Raw genomic sequence first — 16,836 nt, 5'->3', positions numbered from 1 at the left:
TTTAATATTCACCTAAAAAATGCTATGATAAACATACAAATTGTGTATTTGTCAGAGCTGACAGACAGCGAAAGCAACTACACCATGAAAAAATACGAAAGTACCAAGATGCTTGATATCGTTGGAAAGAGGAATTCATATGGCATTCGATGGCTTATTTACTTATTCAGTAACGGCCGACCTACAACAGCTTGTCACTGGTCGGATTACAAAAATACATCAACCTAATGCGCAAGAAGTTGTGTTACATGTGCGGGCAAACGGAAAAAATCAAAAACTACTGTTCTCCATCCACTCTTCATATGCACGTGTCCATCTTACGGAGCATACGATTGAAAATCCAGCAGAGCCTCCCATGTTTTGTATGCTTTTGCGTAAACATTTAGAGGGTGGTTTTATTTCATCCATAAAACAACATGATTTTGATCGTATTATAATAGTAGAAATTCACAGTAAAAATGAAATTGGCGATCCTATTGTAAGGGAAATACATGCTGAAATCATGGGTAGACATAGCAATCTACTGTTGATTGATCAAGAACAAGGGAAAATTATTGATAGCTTAAAGCATTTGCCTCCATCCGTAAATAGCTTCCGAACTGTGTTACCAGGTCAACCGTATATTGCACCACCCACACAAAATAAATGGAACCCTTTAACGGTTACAGATGAAGAGCTAACAATGTTTTTCGCTGAAGCAAAAACGACCAAAGAGATCGTAACACAGTTAGCCGGTTTTTCGCCTCTTCACGCTGAGGAATTATTGTACCGCATGACAACAGCATCTAATGCACTAGCCTGTTTCAAGGAATTTATGGCATCCTTTGCAAACGGTGGTATGAAGCCAATGTATGTACTTTCTAATAACAAAACGTATTTCTCGTCGATTGAGTTAAGTCATTTGCAGGGAGAAGTAACAGTCTACCCTAATGTTCACGAGCTTCTCGACCGCGTATTTTTTGCACGTGCAGAACGAGACCGTGTGAAACAACAAGCAGGTGATTTAGAGCGCTGGCTGCAAAATGAAATTGATAAACTATCCTTAAAAACGAAAAAGTTGACAAAGGACTACGAGCGTGCCTCCAAGCTTGATCAATTTCAGCTTCATGGTGAGCTATTAATGGCAAATATTTATGCCTTTGAAAAAGGTGTCAAAGAGGTCACGGTAACAAACTACTATAGTGAAACAGGCGAAGTGATTACGATTCCAGTAAGCGAACGTAAAACACCGATTGAAAATGCGCAAAGCTATTATACAAAATATACAAAGGCAAAAAACGCCTTGGTTATGGTTCAAGAGCAGCTTGAAAAAACGACAGAAGAAATTGCCTACTTTGAAATGCTGGCACAACAAGTACAGCAAGCTTCTCCAGGGGATATTGAGGAAATTCGCGAAGAGCTGGCAGAGCAAGGTTACTTAAAACTACGTCACGCCAAGAAAAAGAAAAAACAAGTAAAGCCAGAACCAGAGCGCTATGTTTCATCTACAGGTGTATCGATCTCTGTTGGGAAAAACAATAAGCAAAATGATATGCTGACGTTTAAAATAGCAAAACGTACAGATATTTGGTTGCACACAAAGGATATTCCAGGATCTCATGTTGTCATTCATTCAAGTGAACCAGATGACACAACATTGCGAGAAGCTGCCACATTAGCCGCTTATTTTTCTAAGGCTAGAGAATCTTCTTCTGTGCCAGTGGATTACACAGAAATTCGACAGGTCAAAAAACCAAATGGTGCCAAACCGGGTTTTGTCATTTACTTTGAACAGAAAACACTGTATATCGACCCTGACGAGGCTGTCATTTTACAGTTAAAAAAACAGTCATAAGATAGAAACCGAGACAAAACATCTCGGTTTCTTCTTTTTTATAGTATAAACACGTAATCCGTACTATAAAACGATGAAAACAGCCATATCCTCATTGTTTTTTACAGACAATCTTCCTTATTATAATAACATTAAAAAAACATATGAATAATCTGAACTGTTTCTCCCATCAGTTATTGACTTCTCCCTTTCAGAAAAGCAATATTTAAATATACAACTTGAATAGCATCAGAAAGGGCGTATCCATATGTCTGTAGGTAAAAAATTAAGCTTTGGTTTCTTTACAATTATTCTCACGCTAATCATTTCATTAATGATTATGTTCCTGCTATTTTCAAACATTGAAAAAAAGATTGAAAATGCATTAGAAGGACATGTCGCTCTTGTAGAGTTAGCAGATGATATTCAATTTGAAATGGCCATGCAAGGACTTTTCATTCGTGCCATTATCATTGAAGACACTCCAGCAAATAAAGAGAGTTTTACAAAATATGCAAGTATGCTAGATAAGCATGTAGAAGCAATAACGGAAAAAGCGGATTCAGCTGAAATGGAAACATATGCAAACGAATTAGCTACATATAATAATGCTTTTAATAAGTCTGCGACAGAAGCACTGGCACTATTTGAAGCTGGTAATCTTGAAGGTGCTTTGCAAAAGGTCAATGGTGACGTACAGCAAGCTAATAGAAATATACAGGACATATCAGATAAAATTGGTAGCTATCAAAAACAACAGCTTGACAAGGTGACAAAAGAATCGAAACAGGCAGTATCCAACTCTCAAATTATTTCTGTCATTGCAATTATTATTGGTATTGCCCTAGGTGTTTTCCTAATATTCTACATACAACGCACTATTTCTCGTCCTTTAAAATCGGTAGTTCAAGCAGCTAACCATATTGCCAGCGGTGAATTGTTTCATGAAAATCTTACTCACTATTCAAAGGATGAAATTGGTCAGCTATCGACTGCTTTTAATGAAATGAAGGGAAATATAAAAAATTTATTAACCCATATTCAAGATAATGCAGAGCATTTAACAGCTTCCGCAGAAGAACTCTCTGCCTCAACTGAAGAAATCACTACCTCTGCAGACGAGATTACAATGCGTATAAATGAAACAGCTAATGCAGCTGTAGCCGCTACAGTTGCAGCCAATGAAAGCGCACATGCTATGGATGAAACAGCAGTAGGCGTTCAACGTATAGCGGAAGCAACTCAACAACTACATCATAATGCTGTTACAACATCTGAATTAGCGACAAATGGCAATAACACAGTAGAAGAAGCTCAACAACAAATGAATGTAATTCATGAATCAACACAAGTAATCAATACTCTTGTTCAAAAGTTGAGCAAACAATCAGAAGAGATTAGTCAAATCACAGCTGTCATTACAGCCATTACCGATCAAACGAATTTATTGGCACTTAATGCAGCGATTGAAGCAGCACGTGCTGGAGAGCATGGGAAAGGATTTGCAGTTGTTGCAGATGAGGTTCGCAAGCTAGCTGAAGAGTCCAAGCAATCAGCCAATCAAATTGTTACATTGACACAGGAAATTCAGGAAGATACACATAATGTAGAAAAAGCAGTTTTCGATGGACTTCACTCTGTCACAGAGGGTATAAAAACCATTGGACATGCAGGGCAAGCATTTGAATCAATCGTAAAAGCGATTAATACGATGACAGATCAAATAGAAGATATATCAGCTACTTCTGAAGAAATTTCAGCCAGTGCCGAACAAGTAGCCGCCTCTGTTGCAGAAATTGCTCATGGTGCTTCAACTAGCTCAGACAATACTCAAATCGTAGCTACAGCAAGCAAGGAGCAATCTATTACGATGCAACAAATAAATCAAGTTGCCTCTGATCTAAGTGAAAAGTCCTTAGATTTACAAAATCAAATCAATCATTTCAAACTTTAACTTAAAAAACAGTGCATTTCATATACATGAGAGCACTGTTTTTGTAATTTCCATACATATTATCCTTATGAATCCAGAAGCATATCTTTCTGAAAAGCTAATGAAGGCGGTTTCAATCAATTAAAAATCAGATTTTTAGTAATTATTTGCATAATCAATCCTTGTCAGCAAGACAAATGACATCCTTAAAAAAACACCATTGACATAGTTGGCTGTTTTGGGAGAATATGGTCAAAAATCAAGCAATACTTGAACTAATTGATAGATGAATAAAATAGATTAGCATTGCATATATGCATGTATAGCCAGTTAGCTAGTAAATTATTTCAAAAAAATATAATTATCATCATTCACTTCTCGTTAAACCCAAAATTTTCTTAGAATGGGTACCTTTTTTCATAGATTTGCTCTATTTTTTCTTGTTCCTATCCACAATTGGTTAATCCTAGAAAATTACAAAACAAGTTTCTTATATATCATTAATAGATAAAAATAATCATGTTTCGCGATCATAAATTACAAGAAATTACCTCCAAAAGAAACTAATTCACTTAGTTTTACACAGATTTTCTACAAATCTATACAAATCCCTCAAGGTATTACATCCATGACTTTTGATTCATTTTTCAAATATCGATAATATTATCAAAAAAATAGGAATTTTCGGTATAGTAAATCATTTTTTTATTTTTGATTTATTTTTGATATTCAAAATAGATAATTATCAAAATATTATTATATAAACACTCTATTCCATTAGAGTGATAAATCAGAAAAATTTATCACTCTATTAAATGTCAGATAATACTATATAAATTTGAATCTTTTTTATTTTGTGCACAATGATTTTTTTGGTATATTAAATAGGAGCTTCACAAAAGGCTTAAAAATTGTATAAGGGGGATTCACATGAATAAAAACAAAAAGTTTTTATTATTAACAGTTCTTGCAGTATTTTCTTTAGTACTTGCTGCATGTGGCTTCGGTGGAGATTCGTCTGAAAAATCTAAAGGCGATGGAAAAGATTCTGATTCATCAGAAACAACTTCATCAGGTGGCGAATTAAATCTAGCGGTAGCTTCTGAGCCACCATCACTTCATCCTGCATTAGCAACAGATACAACTTCTGGAGTTATTCTTACAAATACTTTTGAAGGATTAACAACACTTGATGCAGACGCTCGACCAGTTGCAGCTGCGGCTGAAAGCTGGGAAGTTAGCGACGACCTAAAAACATACACATTTAAATTACGTGATGCTAAATGGTCAAACGGAGATCCAGTAGTTGCTGGTGACTTCGAATATGCTTGGAAATGGGCATTAAACCCTGACAATCTTTCTGAATATGCTTCAATCCTTTACTCAATTAAAGGTGCTGCAGCATACAACAATGGCGAAGGTTCTGCTGATGACGTAGGCGTTAAAGCTGAAGATGACAAAACATTAGTAGTAACTTTAGAAAACCCAACACCTTACTTCTTAGAATTAACAGCATTTAAAACATATGCACCATTAAACCAAAAAGTAGTTGAAGGTAATGATGAATGGTATGTAGATGCTGGTGAAAACTTTGTTACAAACGGTCCATTCACACTAGCTGAATGGAGACACAACGATACAATCGTATTAAAGAAAAACCCAGAGTACTGGGATGCTGATAAAGTTTCTTTAGAAACTGTAAATATCGGTATGGTTGAATCTGAAACAACTGTAGCTACAAGCTTCAAAGCTGGAGAACTTGACTACGTAGGTGCACCATTCCAAAGTGTTGCACTTGATGCAATTGATGGATTCAAAGCAGATGGGTCATTACGTATTGCAGACCAAGCTTCTGTTTACTGGTACAAGCTGAATACAAAAGATAAAATCACTGGAAACGCTAACATCCGTAAAGCGTTAGCATTAGCAATTGACCGTCAATCTTTAATTGATAATGTTACTAAAGGTGAGCAAAAACCTGCATTAGGTATGGTTCCTATCGCAGTACATGGCTTTGAAGAAGACCGTGGTTATTACAAAGATAACGATATCGAAGGTGCTAAAGCTGCACTTGAAGCTGGTATGAAAGAACTTGGTATTACAAACCCAGCAGATATCAAAATTAACGTTTCTTACAACACTAGTGAAGCACACGCTTCTATCGCTCAATTCATTCAAGAGGGCTGGACTAAAAACCTTGGAATCACTGTAGGTCTAGATAACTCTGAATGGCAAGTTTACTTAGAAAAACTTAACCAATTAGATTACCAAGTTGGCCGTATGGGCTGGGTTGGGGACTATAACGATGCTTATACATTCTTAGAAATGTATGACACTGCTGCAAACGGTAACAACGATACTGGTTGGGAAAATGCAGAATACAAAAAATTATTAGATCAGTCTAATACAGAAGCAGATCCAGCTAAACGTTTAGAGCTTTTAAAACAAGCTGAAAAAATTGCTGTTTCTGATTTCCCAGTTATCCCAATCTACTACTACACGAACCTTTCTGTAGTACAAGATTATGTGAAAAACATGAAGGCAGACATCCTTGGTAACATCTCTCTAAAAGAGGTTAAAGTAGAGAAATAATCAACAACATTTCGCTTATTTAGCTCTACAGCGAAGAGCTGCCTCGTAGCCACTACGGCGCGAGTCAGCTCTTTTTAAAATACGAAGGCATATATTTGTCTGATAATTGACAAATAGAAGGAGGAGTTTTATGTGATTAAATATATTTTGAAAAGGCTGATGTATATACTTCTCGCGCTTTTCGTCATCGTAACGGTTACGTTTTTCTTAATGCGTCTCGCTCCTGGTAGTCCTTTCGCGAGTGAACGTAATTTCCCACCTCAGATCGAGGAGAAGTTAAACGAAACGTATGGATTAAATAACCCTTGGTATGTACAATATAAAGATTATTTAATCGATACGGCCACTTTCAATTTCGGTGAGTCAATGAAATATAAAGCGCGTTCTACAAATGATATGATTTCTGAAAGTTTCCCTGTTTCCTTGACATTAGGGATTGAAGCTATGCTATTAGCAGTTGGTTTCGGTGTTTTAATTGGCGTAGTTTCCGCGCTTTATCATAATAAATGGCCGGATTATTTGGCAACGTCTTTTGCGGTGCTAGGCATTTCAGTACCTTCATTTATCTTAGCGGGTTTAATGCAGTATTTCTTAGCCTTTAAGCTAGGCTGGTTCCCCATCAGTGGATGGAAGGGCTTTGTTTATAGTATATTACCAGCCCTTGCAATCGCTTTCACACATATGGGCTTTATCGCAAAATTAACTCGTTCAAGTATGCTTGAACAAAACAATAGTGATTATGTAAAAATGGCTCGTGCAAAAGGTATTGGTAAATGGACAATCGTATTCCGTCATACATTACGAAACGCCCTTCTACCAGTCGTAACATACCTTGGCCCATTAACAGCTGGTGTTGTAACAGGTAGTTTTATTGTTGAGCAAATTTTTGCTATTCCTGGACTTGGAAAACACTTTGTTCAAAGTATTACAAACCGTGACTATACAGTCATTATGGGTACGACTGTTTTCTATTCCATCATCCTTTTATTTGCGGTATTAATCGTTGATATTCTATATAGCGTGATTGATCCGCGTATTAAACTGAAAGGAGCGAAAAAATAATGACACAGCAACAAATTGAAAAAGATAAGTTTAAAATTGTTGGTGGAAATCATGAAGCAACGGAAAAATTAGCTGATAAATCAGTCTCCTTTTGGAAAGAAGTATTTCTCCGTTTCTCTCATAATAAATTGGCCATTATTGGGATAATTATTTTAATCATTGTTATCTTAATGGCTACTTTCGTACCAATGTTTTCACAATATAAATCAAGTGATCAACTAGGTGTTTATAATGCACCACCATCTGCACAATTTTGGTTTGGAACGGATGATCTTGGTCGTGATATTTTCGTTCGTATTTGGGAAGGAGCTCGTATCTCCCTATTTATCGGAATTGCTGCAGCGGTTATTGACTTAATTATCGGTGTTATTTGGGGAAGTATTTCAGGCTTAGCAGGTGGTCGCGTTGATAATATTATGATGCGTATTGCCGATGTTTTAACAGCAGTTCCTTACCTATTAGTAGTAATCGTACTGCTAGTTGTTATGCAACCTGGTTTAATCCCAATGATTATCGCCCTATCCATCACAGGCTGGATTAACATGGCACGTATTGTACGTGGTGAAGTATTATCTATTAAAAACCAAGAATATGTTCTTGCCGCTCGTACATTAGGTGCTAGTACAAGCCATTTAATCATTAAACACTTAGTTCCGAATGCTCTTGGTGCCATTTTAGTTACGATGACTTTAACAATTCCATCTGCTATTTTCACTGAATCATTCCTAAGTTACCTTGGTCTGGGAGTTCCTGCTCCAACAGCTTCTTGGGGTACAATGGCTTCTGACGGAAATAAAGCCATTGCGAATGCTCCATGGCGCTTGATTTTCCCAGCGGTATTTATCTCACTAACAATCTTTGCGTTTAACGCAGTTGGTGACGGCTTACGTGATGCACTAGATCCAAAACTACGTAAATAAGGAGGTGGCCGAAATGAGTAAAACAATTCTAGAAGTAAAAGATTTAAAAATTAACTTTAAAACTTATGCAGGGCTTGTCCGTGCTGTACGTGGTGTTAACTTTGATTTAAAAGAGGGTGAAACACTCGCTATAGTAGGAGAATCTGGTTCTGGTAAAAGTGTTACGAGTAATGCGTTAATGAAACTAATTCCACAGCCACCCGGTATTTATGAGTCAGGACAAATTTTATTTAATGGTCGTGATTTAGTTCCGTTAACAGATAAAGAAATGTCAAAAATACGCGGAAATGAAATTGCTATGATTTTCCAAGATCCAATGACAAGTTTGAATCCAACTATGAAGGTCGGACGTCAAATAACTGAGGTAATTTTGCAACACAAAAAAGTTTCCAAAGCTGATGCCAAAAAACGTGCAATTGAACTTTTAACACAGGTAGGTATCCCCTTTCCTGAGAAACGCTATAACCAATATCCACATGAGTTTTCAGGTGGTATGCGTCAACGTGTTGTCATCGCCATCGCCCTTGCAGCTGATCCGAAGCTATTGATTGCTGATGAGCCAACAACAGCCCTAGACGTAACAATTCAAGCACAGATTTTAGAGCTAATGAAAGAAATCCAGAAAAACTCAAAAACATCTATCATTTTCATTACACACGATTTAGGTGTTGTTGCAAATATCGCTGACCGTGTAGCAGTAATGTACGCTGGTCAAATCGTAGAATATGGTACTGTTAATGATATTTTCTATAATCCGAAACACCCATATACATGGGGTCTACTTGGTTCAATGCCTGATTTAGACAATGACACTGATGAGCTATTACGCACAATACCAGGTTCACCACCAGATCTTACGAATCCGCCTAAAGGTGATGCATTCGCAGCTCGTAACGAATATGCTATGGCAATTGATTATGAACAAGAACCACCAATGTTCCAAGTAAGTGATACACATTTTGCAAAAACTTGGTTGTTGCATCCTGATGCACCAAAGATTCCTCTTCCAGATGCGGTTGCTAAACGTATTGAAGGGTATTTAGCGAAGGAGGCACAAGAAAATGACTAAAGCTGGTGCGAAAAAAATTCTTGAAATCAAAAATTTAAAGCAGTATTTTGGTTCACCAAGTAATCCGATCAAAGCTGTAGATGGTATTAGCTTCGATGTTTACGAAGGAGAAACACTTGGACTTGTGGGTGAATCAGGTTGTGGTAAATCAACAACTGGTCGTTCAATCATTCGATTATATGATATTACAGGTGGCGAGATTGTTTTCGATGGTGAAAATATCCAAGGAAAAAAATCTAAAACTGAGTTAAAGAAATTTAACCGTCAAATGCAAATGATTTTCCAAGATCCTTATGCTTCTTTAAATCCTCGTATGACAGCTGGTGAAATCATTGGTGAAGCCTTTGATATTCATGGCCTTTACAAGGATAAAAAGGTACGTCGTGCGAAAATTCAAGAGTTACTTGAAGCTGTTGGTTTAAACAAAGAGCATGCGAATCGTTATGCACATGAATTTTCTGGTGGTCAACGTCAACGTATTGGGATTGCCCGTGCATTAAGCCTAGATCCTAAATTCATCATTGCTGATGAGCCAATTTCTGCGCTTGACGTATCGATCCAAGCACAAGTTGTTAACTTATTAAAAGAGTTACAAAAAGAACGTGGCTTAACATATCTTTTCATTGCCCATGACCTTTCCATGGTCAAATACATCAGTGATCGAATTGCTGTAATGTACCGTGGAAAAATCATGGAAATCGGTAAAGCAGATGATATTTACAATCATCCTGTTCATCCGTATACAAAGTCTTTATTATCAGCTATTCCACTTCCTGATCCAATGTCAGAGAAGCGCCGTCAACGCATTCAGTACAAGCATACAGAGGTTGACCAAAGTGCAGCCTACCATGAAGTAGGCGACCAACATTATGTTTATGGTACTGCTGATTTAGTAAAAACTTGGGTTAATAATCGATAAAACTAACTATATCCATCCATTGGAGCTTTCCAGTGGATGGATTTTTTGCTCTCCGCTTTTCTCCTAGGTGTAGATGTCTTTACCCCTTTTACCTTATTTTAAGCAAAGTCCGTTTATACTTTTTGAAAAAAACAGTCTTTCTTCTATCAAGAAAGACTGCTTCTTCGATACCAATTATTTTATTGGAGCATCTGCTGTTAATTCAATATCTTGTAGTTCTGTAGAATTTCCATATTCCACATTGTAATTTTTCACGCGCTTATTAACAGGAATAACTTCTGTACGGAAGAAAGTCGGTACTACCATTGCTTTTTCACTCATATATTCTTGCCACGCTCGGAATGCTTTTGTACGTGTATCTTGATCCATTGCCTCTTCTGAGTCAATAGCGTCTAATAATTTTGTTAATTCAGGTGATACATAACGGCTAAAGTTAAATTCAGCACCTTCACTATATAAACCTTTAGGAGATGGATTTGTTCCAGTTCCCCACGCAGCTTGATACATATCGATTTCTGGATCATCTGCTTGTACTTTATCATAGAAAGCATTGAACTCGATAAGACGACCAGTTGTTAATTGCACGTCTAAGCCAACTTCTTTCCAGTTTTGACGGAAGTATTCAACAATTGCTTCGTCCGTTTCGGATCCAGCCATTGAAGCTAAGCGAATAGAGAATTTTTTACCATCTTTATCTTCACGAATACCATCACCATCAACGTCTTTAAAGCCAGCTTTATCTAATAGCTCTTTTGCTTTTTCAGGGTCATAGTTATACCCTTCTAATGTTGAATCATAATACGATGCAAATACTGGTGGAATTAGAGAGTTTCCACGCTCACGTAATCCTTGATAGAATTTTTCTGCAACACCTTCAACATCCATTGCAAAAGCAACAGCTTGACGTAATTCAATACTGTTCATTTTTGACTTTTCATCAAATACGTTTACTTTATTTGTTGTATCATATTTTCCTAATTTAAAACCGATATAAGAATATGATAATTCTGGTCGACCTAATAATGCTATATTTTGTAAATCCTTAATGCTATCATACTGATTAGTTGGGTATGATGTTGCAAGATCATATTTCCCTGTTCGTAATGCTTCGCCAATTGAAGTTGGTGGAACAACCTCAAGTACTACTTTATCAACTTTCGGCTTACCTTTAAAATAATGTTCGTTTGCTACAAACTGCACAGACTCACCATTTACGACTTTATCAATTTTAAATGCACCAAGTGTTACTGGATTTTTACGTACTGCATCTGAAGCAAGTAAATCTTTCACTGGAATAGATTCTAATTGATGTTTAGGCTCTGCATATGCCCATAAACCATCACCAATTGAGTAAATGGCTGGCGATATTTTCTTTAGTTGGATTTTAATACTCTTATCATCAACTTTTGTAATACCTGAAATTGTATCTGCTTGACCATTATGGTATTCTTCTGCACCAACAATGTTTTTGAAATCATCATCATAGCGGACACCTGTATAATCTGGATGACCAATTAGTTCATATGGGAAAATTAAATCATCAGCTGTTAAAGGTGTACCATCTGACCATTTATAATCACCTTGAATTGTGACAGTTGCTGTTTTTGCATCAGCATCAACATCTAACTTTGCAATACCTTTGTCCGTAACAATGAAGTTGCCATCTTGTTCAAAAAGTACATTTGAAGCAAATGCTAAAATTTCTGAATCATAAGCATCTTCGTATAGCTCCCAGTTGAAAATCCCTTGAAATGGAGAGCTTGTTACAAGTCCTACGCGTAAAGTACCACCTTGGATTGCGTCTCCTTCATTTGTTACCTCCATTGGAAGTAACGAATCATTCGTTGCCTCAGATTCACCGGATTTTTCTGTTTCACCTGACTTTTCTGTGTTATCTGTTTCTGAGCCTTTTTCAGACCCACTGCCTCCACCACCATTGCAGGCTGCTAAAATTAGCATGAATGCAAAAAGTACGGATAGGAATAACCAATTCTTCTTCATGTGTAAATCCTCCCCTTTTATCCTAATCGTTGTTTTGCGTCAGCCGCACGTCTTAGCGCTTGACCAACATAATTTATACCAAGCATCAAAACTAAAATTAATAATGATGCGGGCAACCAAATCCACCATTTTGTAGATAATACTATCGGGTTTGTTGCATAGCTTACTAATGTCCCTAAGCTAGGTGTAGAAGGAGGTAAACCAAAGCCTAAAAATGATAGACCTGTTTCAATACCCACATTCCCTGCAAAGTTCAACGTTAACTCTACTATTAGCAACGAACTTAAATTTGGTAGTATCCCTTTAAACATAATGGCAAAATCACTAGTCCCCATTGTTTTGGAGGCACTTACATAATCTCGTCGTCCTTCAGATAAAGCTTTACTTCGAACAAGACGTGCAGTACCTATCCATTGAAAGGCACTTAAAATCAAAATTAACTCTAAAACACCATATTTAGGAATAATTGTAACTAATACAATGATAATCATTAATGTTGGTAATGTCATAAGAAAATCAATGATACGCATAAATAAATTATCAATAAAGCCACCATAGTAGCCCATTATTATTCCTAGTGCGATCCCTAAAGCATTTGCAATAAGAGTGATAGCAATTGCAATTAAAATAGAATTTTTCGCACCGATAATAAGCTGTCCATACATATCACGCCCAGCTTCATCAGCCCCAAGGATATATCCATTAACGCCAGGTTCTGTAAAACGCTCTAATAATTTAATTCGTAATATTTCATCCTGGTTCATAAAAAAGGACATAATTAATATCGCAATTATAAGTAATGTTATTCCTATAAATGAAAATAATGCTAATTTATCTTTTCTAAATTCACGTATAACCACTTGAATTCCTGTTGGTGGAGTACTTTCAACTTTCACTACATCATTTTTTTGATCCATTTTATTCACCTCTCCTTATGCGTTCAATTTAGCTGTTAGTCTATGCGGATACGTGGATCAACAATGCTCATAATTATATCTGACAATAGACTACCTAATAACGCTAAGAAGCCATAAAGCATAACAAGAGCTGTAATAACACTATAATCGCGACTTGTTACGGAATGGATGAATAATTGCCCCATGCCCGGGAAGCCAAAAATTGTCTCTATGAATATCGAGCCGCCTAATAAACCTGTAATTGTAAAACCAAGGAAGGCTGCAATTGGTAATAAGGAGTTACGGAAAATATGTCTTCTATAGATTTTTTTCATCGGTACACCTTTACTACGTGCTGTTTTAACATAATCCTGTGTCTTGGCATCGATAATTTCTGAACGTAAGTATTGAATAATCGTCGTTGTAGCTAAAATTGCATACGTCATTGCAGGTAATATTAAATGATACAAGCGATTCCAATAATACTCGAGTGTTCCAGGCTCTACACCTACATCGACTGTTCCGCTCGTTGGGAACCACATTAAACGGTATCCAAAGATATATAAGAAGATTAAACCCAATACAAAGGTCGGTATCGCATAGCTTATAAAGCTATACAGAGTAATCGACTTATCGTACAAAGTATCCTGTTTACGTCCAGCTATCATTCCTAATGGAATAGCTATTAAATAAACGAGAATGGTACTAAGTAGAGCGAGCCAGAATGTGTTTAATGCACGCTCGCCAATCAATGTGGACACTGCAAGTTTATATGTATAGCTTTGTCCAAAATCGCCCTGAAAGGCATTGATTACCCAATGGTAATATTGTACATACCAAGGGTCATAGTAACCCGCTTGAATTCTTAGTTCTTCAATTCTTGCAGGGTCTGTCTCTGGAGTAATTAACCCTGTAAAAGGATCTCCTGGCATTTGTTTTGCTAGGATAAAAATAATCAAGCTTAACACAAACATTTGAGGAATCATTAAAATTACTCTTCTAATAATTGTTTTCCACATTTCACATTCCTCCCGACATTGCAACCATATGTGTCTCTGAAATGGATTTCAGTGGATAGACTTTTCCATGCTCATCATAATATTTATGTTGCTCTTGTTGATAATTCTCTTCTACTTTTTGTCGAATTAATTTGCGCTCATTCCTAGTCTCTGGTTCGATATTCGGGATGGCTGATAAAAGTCGATTCGTGTAAATATGCTGTGGATTCTTATAAATATCATGTCTTGTACCAGTTTCCACAAAGCGTCCTTTATACATAATAGAAATATGATCACACATATGTTTAACAACACCTAAATCGTGGGAAATGAATAAGTAAGTAAGACCATATTCATTTTGGATATCTTTCATAAAATTTAAGACCTGTGCTTGTACAGATAGATCTAGCGCAGAAACAGGCTCATCCGCAATGATCATTTTAGGGTTACATGCAACCGCTCGCGCAATGCCAAGACGTTGCTTTTGTCCTCCCGAAAATTCATGTGGATATTTAAGTAAGACATCCTCTGACATCCCAACAATAGCTAGTAGCTCTTTAATACGTTTGCGTTCCTCTTGATCACTAAGCTTCATGAAATTCCGAATTGGTTCTGCTAGAATATCAAGAACGCGTTTTCTAGGATTCATACTTGAATGAGAGTCTTGGAAAATCATTTGAATATCTTTGTTATAGGCAGAATCACGCTGTCTTTGTTGATTTGTCACATTCTCACCCTCATAAAAAATTTGACCAGAGGTGATTTTTTCTAAGCCAATTATCGCTTTTCCAGTAGTCGATTTACCAGATCCTGATTCACCTACTAATCCATAGGTTTTCCCTTTTTCAAATTCCATTGTCACGCCATCCACCGCATATACTCGATCAACAATAGTATTAAAAAATCCACCACGTATTGGATAATGAACATTTAAATCCTTAATTTGCATAAAGCTCATATAGCCCCGCCCCCTTCTTCACCTTCAAAATGAAAGTGTTTCCAGCAGGTACATCTCACAAAATGTCCTGGTGCAATTTCATGTAATTGAGGTTTTGTCTCGTGTGAAGATGCATCAATCCACGGTATTCTTCCTGAAAAACGACAACCTTCTCGAGGTAAATTTATTAGAGATGGCACCATCCCTTGAATAACCTCGAGTCTTTCATTTTCGCTATGTGTTTGTGGAATTGAATTTAATAGCGAGCGAGTGTATGGATGTCTTGGATTATTGAATAATTCCTGAACTGGAGCCTCTTCCACTACTTCCCCTGCATACATAACTACAACTCGATCAGCCATCTCTGCTACAACACCCAAATCATGAGTGATGAGAATAATGCCTGTCTCCGTTTCAGTCTGTAATGTTTTTAATAGGTCCAAAATTTGAGCCTGAATCGTAACATCTAAAGCTGTTGTCGGTTCATCAGCAATTAATATAGCAGGCTTACATGATAAGGCAATTGCAATCATGACACGCTGACGCATACCACCAGATAACTGATGCGGAAATTGTCTAGCAACACGTTTTGGATTCGCAATCCCAACTTGATTTAGTAGTTCTAATACTCTTTCACTTCGCTGTTGTTTTGAAAGCTTAGTATGATAGATTAACCCTTCTTCAATTTGTTCGTTAATTCTCATTAAAGGGTTAAGTGCTGAAAGTGGGTCCTGAAAGATAAATCCTATGTCATTACCACGTAAGTTATTGAATTGTTGGTCATTCAATTGGGCTAAATTTTGATTATTATAAAAAATATCACCAGAAACCTTTGTATTTACTTCATTGTGCAAGCCTACAATAGTAGTCGCTAATGTACTTTTACCACAACCAGATTCTCCAACTATTGCTAATACCTCATTTTTTTTAAGCGAAAGTGAGACATCATCTACAGCAGCGTGGTATGTATCTTTAATGCGAAAACTTGTAGACAAATTTGTTATTGTTAATAAGTCTTTTGCTGTATTCAAACAATCTCTCCTCTATTATTCAATATTCTGAAAATACAAATGATACTTTATATCAGAATCATATTTAATTTTTCTCTCTTCCCCTCTCTTTTTCATTGTGGCTAGTGTAATTTTAATAATTTTTTCGCTTTAAACGCGTAAACCACTGATAGAATTATCTGAAAATTAAACTGTGCTATTATTTTAGCTAGAAAACATGTATAAACGCAAGTACCTTTTTCAAATTATTACAAACCAAAATATAAATTTCCACCATACCTCTTCCTCAAAAAAATAGTAATTTCATTATTTAAAGTTAAGAATTATTTTACTTTTTCTTTACAAAGTTACAATTCTCACAAATAAATATTATATAAACATAATTAATGATATTTCACATTATATTTATTTGCACAAATAAAATGCTTAATAATTCAATTAATTCAGTATTTTAAAGCAAAAAGTAAAAAAAATACTTTTTATGAAAAAGTTATATTTCACACATTTTTGTTTTCAATAAATAATTTTGGGCGTTGAAGTGCTAATATTTCAAATTACTTTAAAAAAACAATTTATAGCTGTTAATTTATAGCTATCTACCATACTTCTTAAGTATTCTAGGTTGCCGAATTTTTCTCCAATTTTCAATATAGGAATACTATTTCGAATATTTTAAAAGGAAATTA

12 protein-coding genes are annotated in these 16,836 nt (G+C 36.2%); 7 read left to right on the top strand and 5 right to left on the bottom strand.

Annotation, left to right across the window (positions count from 1 at the left end; all coding sequences use genetic code 11):
- The first annotated feature begins 139 nt into the window (after nucleotides 1–139).
- The 7 genes from V6670_RS04830 to V6670_RS04800 all read left to right on the top strand — a co-directional run bounded on the left by V6670_RS04830 (nucleotide 140) and on the right by V6670_RS04800 (nucleotide 10,308).
- Nucleotides 140–1,834: an NFACT RNA binding domain-containing protein gene (locus tag V6670_RS04830; RefSeq protein WP_338652895.1), complete on the top strand. Its 1,695-nt coding sequence runs from the start codon at nucleotides 140–142 to the stop codon at nucleotides 1,832–1,834.
- Nucleotides 1,835–2,081: 247 nt separating this feature from the next.
- Entirely contained in the window at nucleotides 2,082–3,767 is a 1,686-nt protein-coding gene (locus V6670_RS04825) for a methyl-accepting chemotaxis protein (RefSeq protein ID WP_338652894.1), read from the top strand.
- A gap of 909 nt (nucleotides 3,768–4,676) precedes the next feature.
- Complete coding sequence (locus tag V6670_RS04820) at nucleotides 4,677–6,338, top strand: peptide ABC transporter substrate-binding protein (RefSeq protein ID WP_141903430.1); 1,662 nt, start codon at nucleotides 4,677–4,679, stop codon at nucleotides 6,336–6,338.
- Between the two features lie 132 nt (nucleotides 6,339–6,470).
- Nucleotides 6,471–7,400 (top strand): ABC transporter permease, encoded by a 930-nt coding sequence (locus V6670_RS04815; protein ID WP_141903429.1) that lies wholly within the window; start codon nucleotides 6,471–6,473, stop codon nucleotides 7,398–7,400.
- Nucleotides 7,400–8,320, top strand: coding sequence for an ABC transporter permease (locus V6670_RS04810; RefSeq protein WP_141903428.1), 921 nt, complete (start codon nucleotides 7,400–7,402; stop codon nucleotides 8,318–8,320). Before V6670_RS04815 ends, V6670_RS04810 begins: the two co-directional genes overlap by 1 nt.
- A 13-nt stretch (nucleotides 8,321–8,333) precedes the next feature.
- Nucleotides 8,334–9,389 carry an ABC transporter ATP-binding protein gene (locus V6670_RS04805; protein WP_141903427.1) on the top strand — a complete coding sequence of 352 codons (1,056 nt, stop codon included), beginning with the start codon at nucleotides 8,334–8,336 and terminating at the stop codon, nucleotides 9,387–9,389.
- Entirely contained in the window at nucleotides 9,382–10,308 is a 927-nt protein-coding gene (locus V6670_RS04800) for an ATP-binding cassette domain-containing protein (protein WP_141903426.1), read from the top strand. The genes V6670_RS04805 and V6670_RS04800 overlap by 8 nt, the downstream gene beginning before the upstream one ends.
- A 174-nt stretch (nucleotides 10,309–10,482) precedes the next feature.
- Here V6670_RS04800 and V6670_RS04795 read toward each other — a convergent pair whose 3' ends face one another.
- The 5 genes from V6670_RS04795 to V6670_RS04775 are packed head-to-tail and all read right to left on the bottom strand — an operon-like array spanning nucleotide 10,483 to nucleotide 16,171.
- Nucleotides 10,483–12,309, bottom strand: coding sequence for an oligopeptide ABC transporter substrate-binding protein (locus V6670_RS04795; protein ID WP_141903425.1), 1,827 nt, complete (start codon nucleotides 12,307–12,309; stop codon nucleotides 10,483–10,485).
- A gap of 17 nt (nucleotides 12,310–12,326) precedes the next feature.
- Complete coding sequence (locus tag V6670_RS04790; RefSeq protein WP_036125031.1) at nucleotides 12,327–13,226, bottom strand: ABC transporter permease; 900 nt, start codon at nucleotides 13,224–13,226, stop codon at nucleotides 12,327–12,329.
- Between the two features lie 35 nt (nucleotides 13,227–13,261).
- Nucleotides 13,262–14,224 (bottom strand): oligopeptide ABC transporter permease, encoded by a 963-nt coding sequence (gene opp4B, locus V6670_RS04785; protein ID WP_036125033.1) that lies wholly within the window; start codon nucleotides 14,222–14,224, stop codon nucleotides 13,262–13,264.
- A gap of 1 nt (nucleotide 14,225) precedes the next feature.
- A complete protein-coding gene (locus tag V6670_RS04780) occupies nucleotides 14,226–15,161 on the bottom strand; it encodes an ATP-binding cassette domain-containing protein (protein WP_036125035.1) in 936 nt (311 codons plus the stop codon).
- The gene (locus tag V6670_RS04775) at nucleotides 15,158–16,171 is read right to left on the bottom strand and encodes an ABC transporter ATP-binding protein (protein WP_036125038.1); all 1,014 of its coding nucleotides are present in this window, start codon (nucleotides 16,169–16,171) and stop codon (nucleotides 15,158–15,160) included. The genes V6670_RS04780 and V6670_RS04775 overlap by 4 nt, the downstream gene beginning before the upstream one ends.
- Nucleotides 16,172–16,836 lie beyond the last annotated feature (665 nt).

The organism is Lysinibacillus sp. Y5S-8 (genome assembly GCF_036894365.1).
Lineage (GTDB): Bacteria > Bacillota > Bacilli > Bacillales_A > Planococcaceae > Lysinibacillus > Lysinibacillus fusiformis_D.
This window is presented reverse-complemented; position numbering and strand designations above follow the sequence as displayed.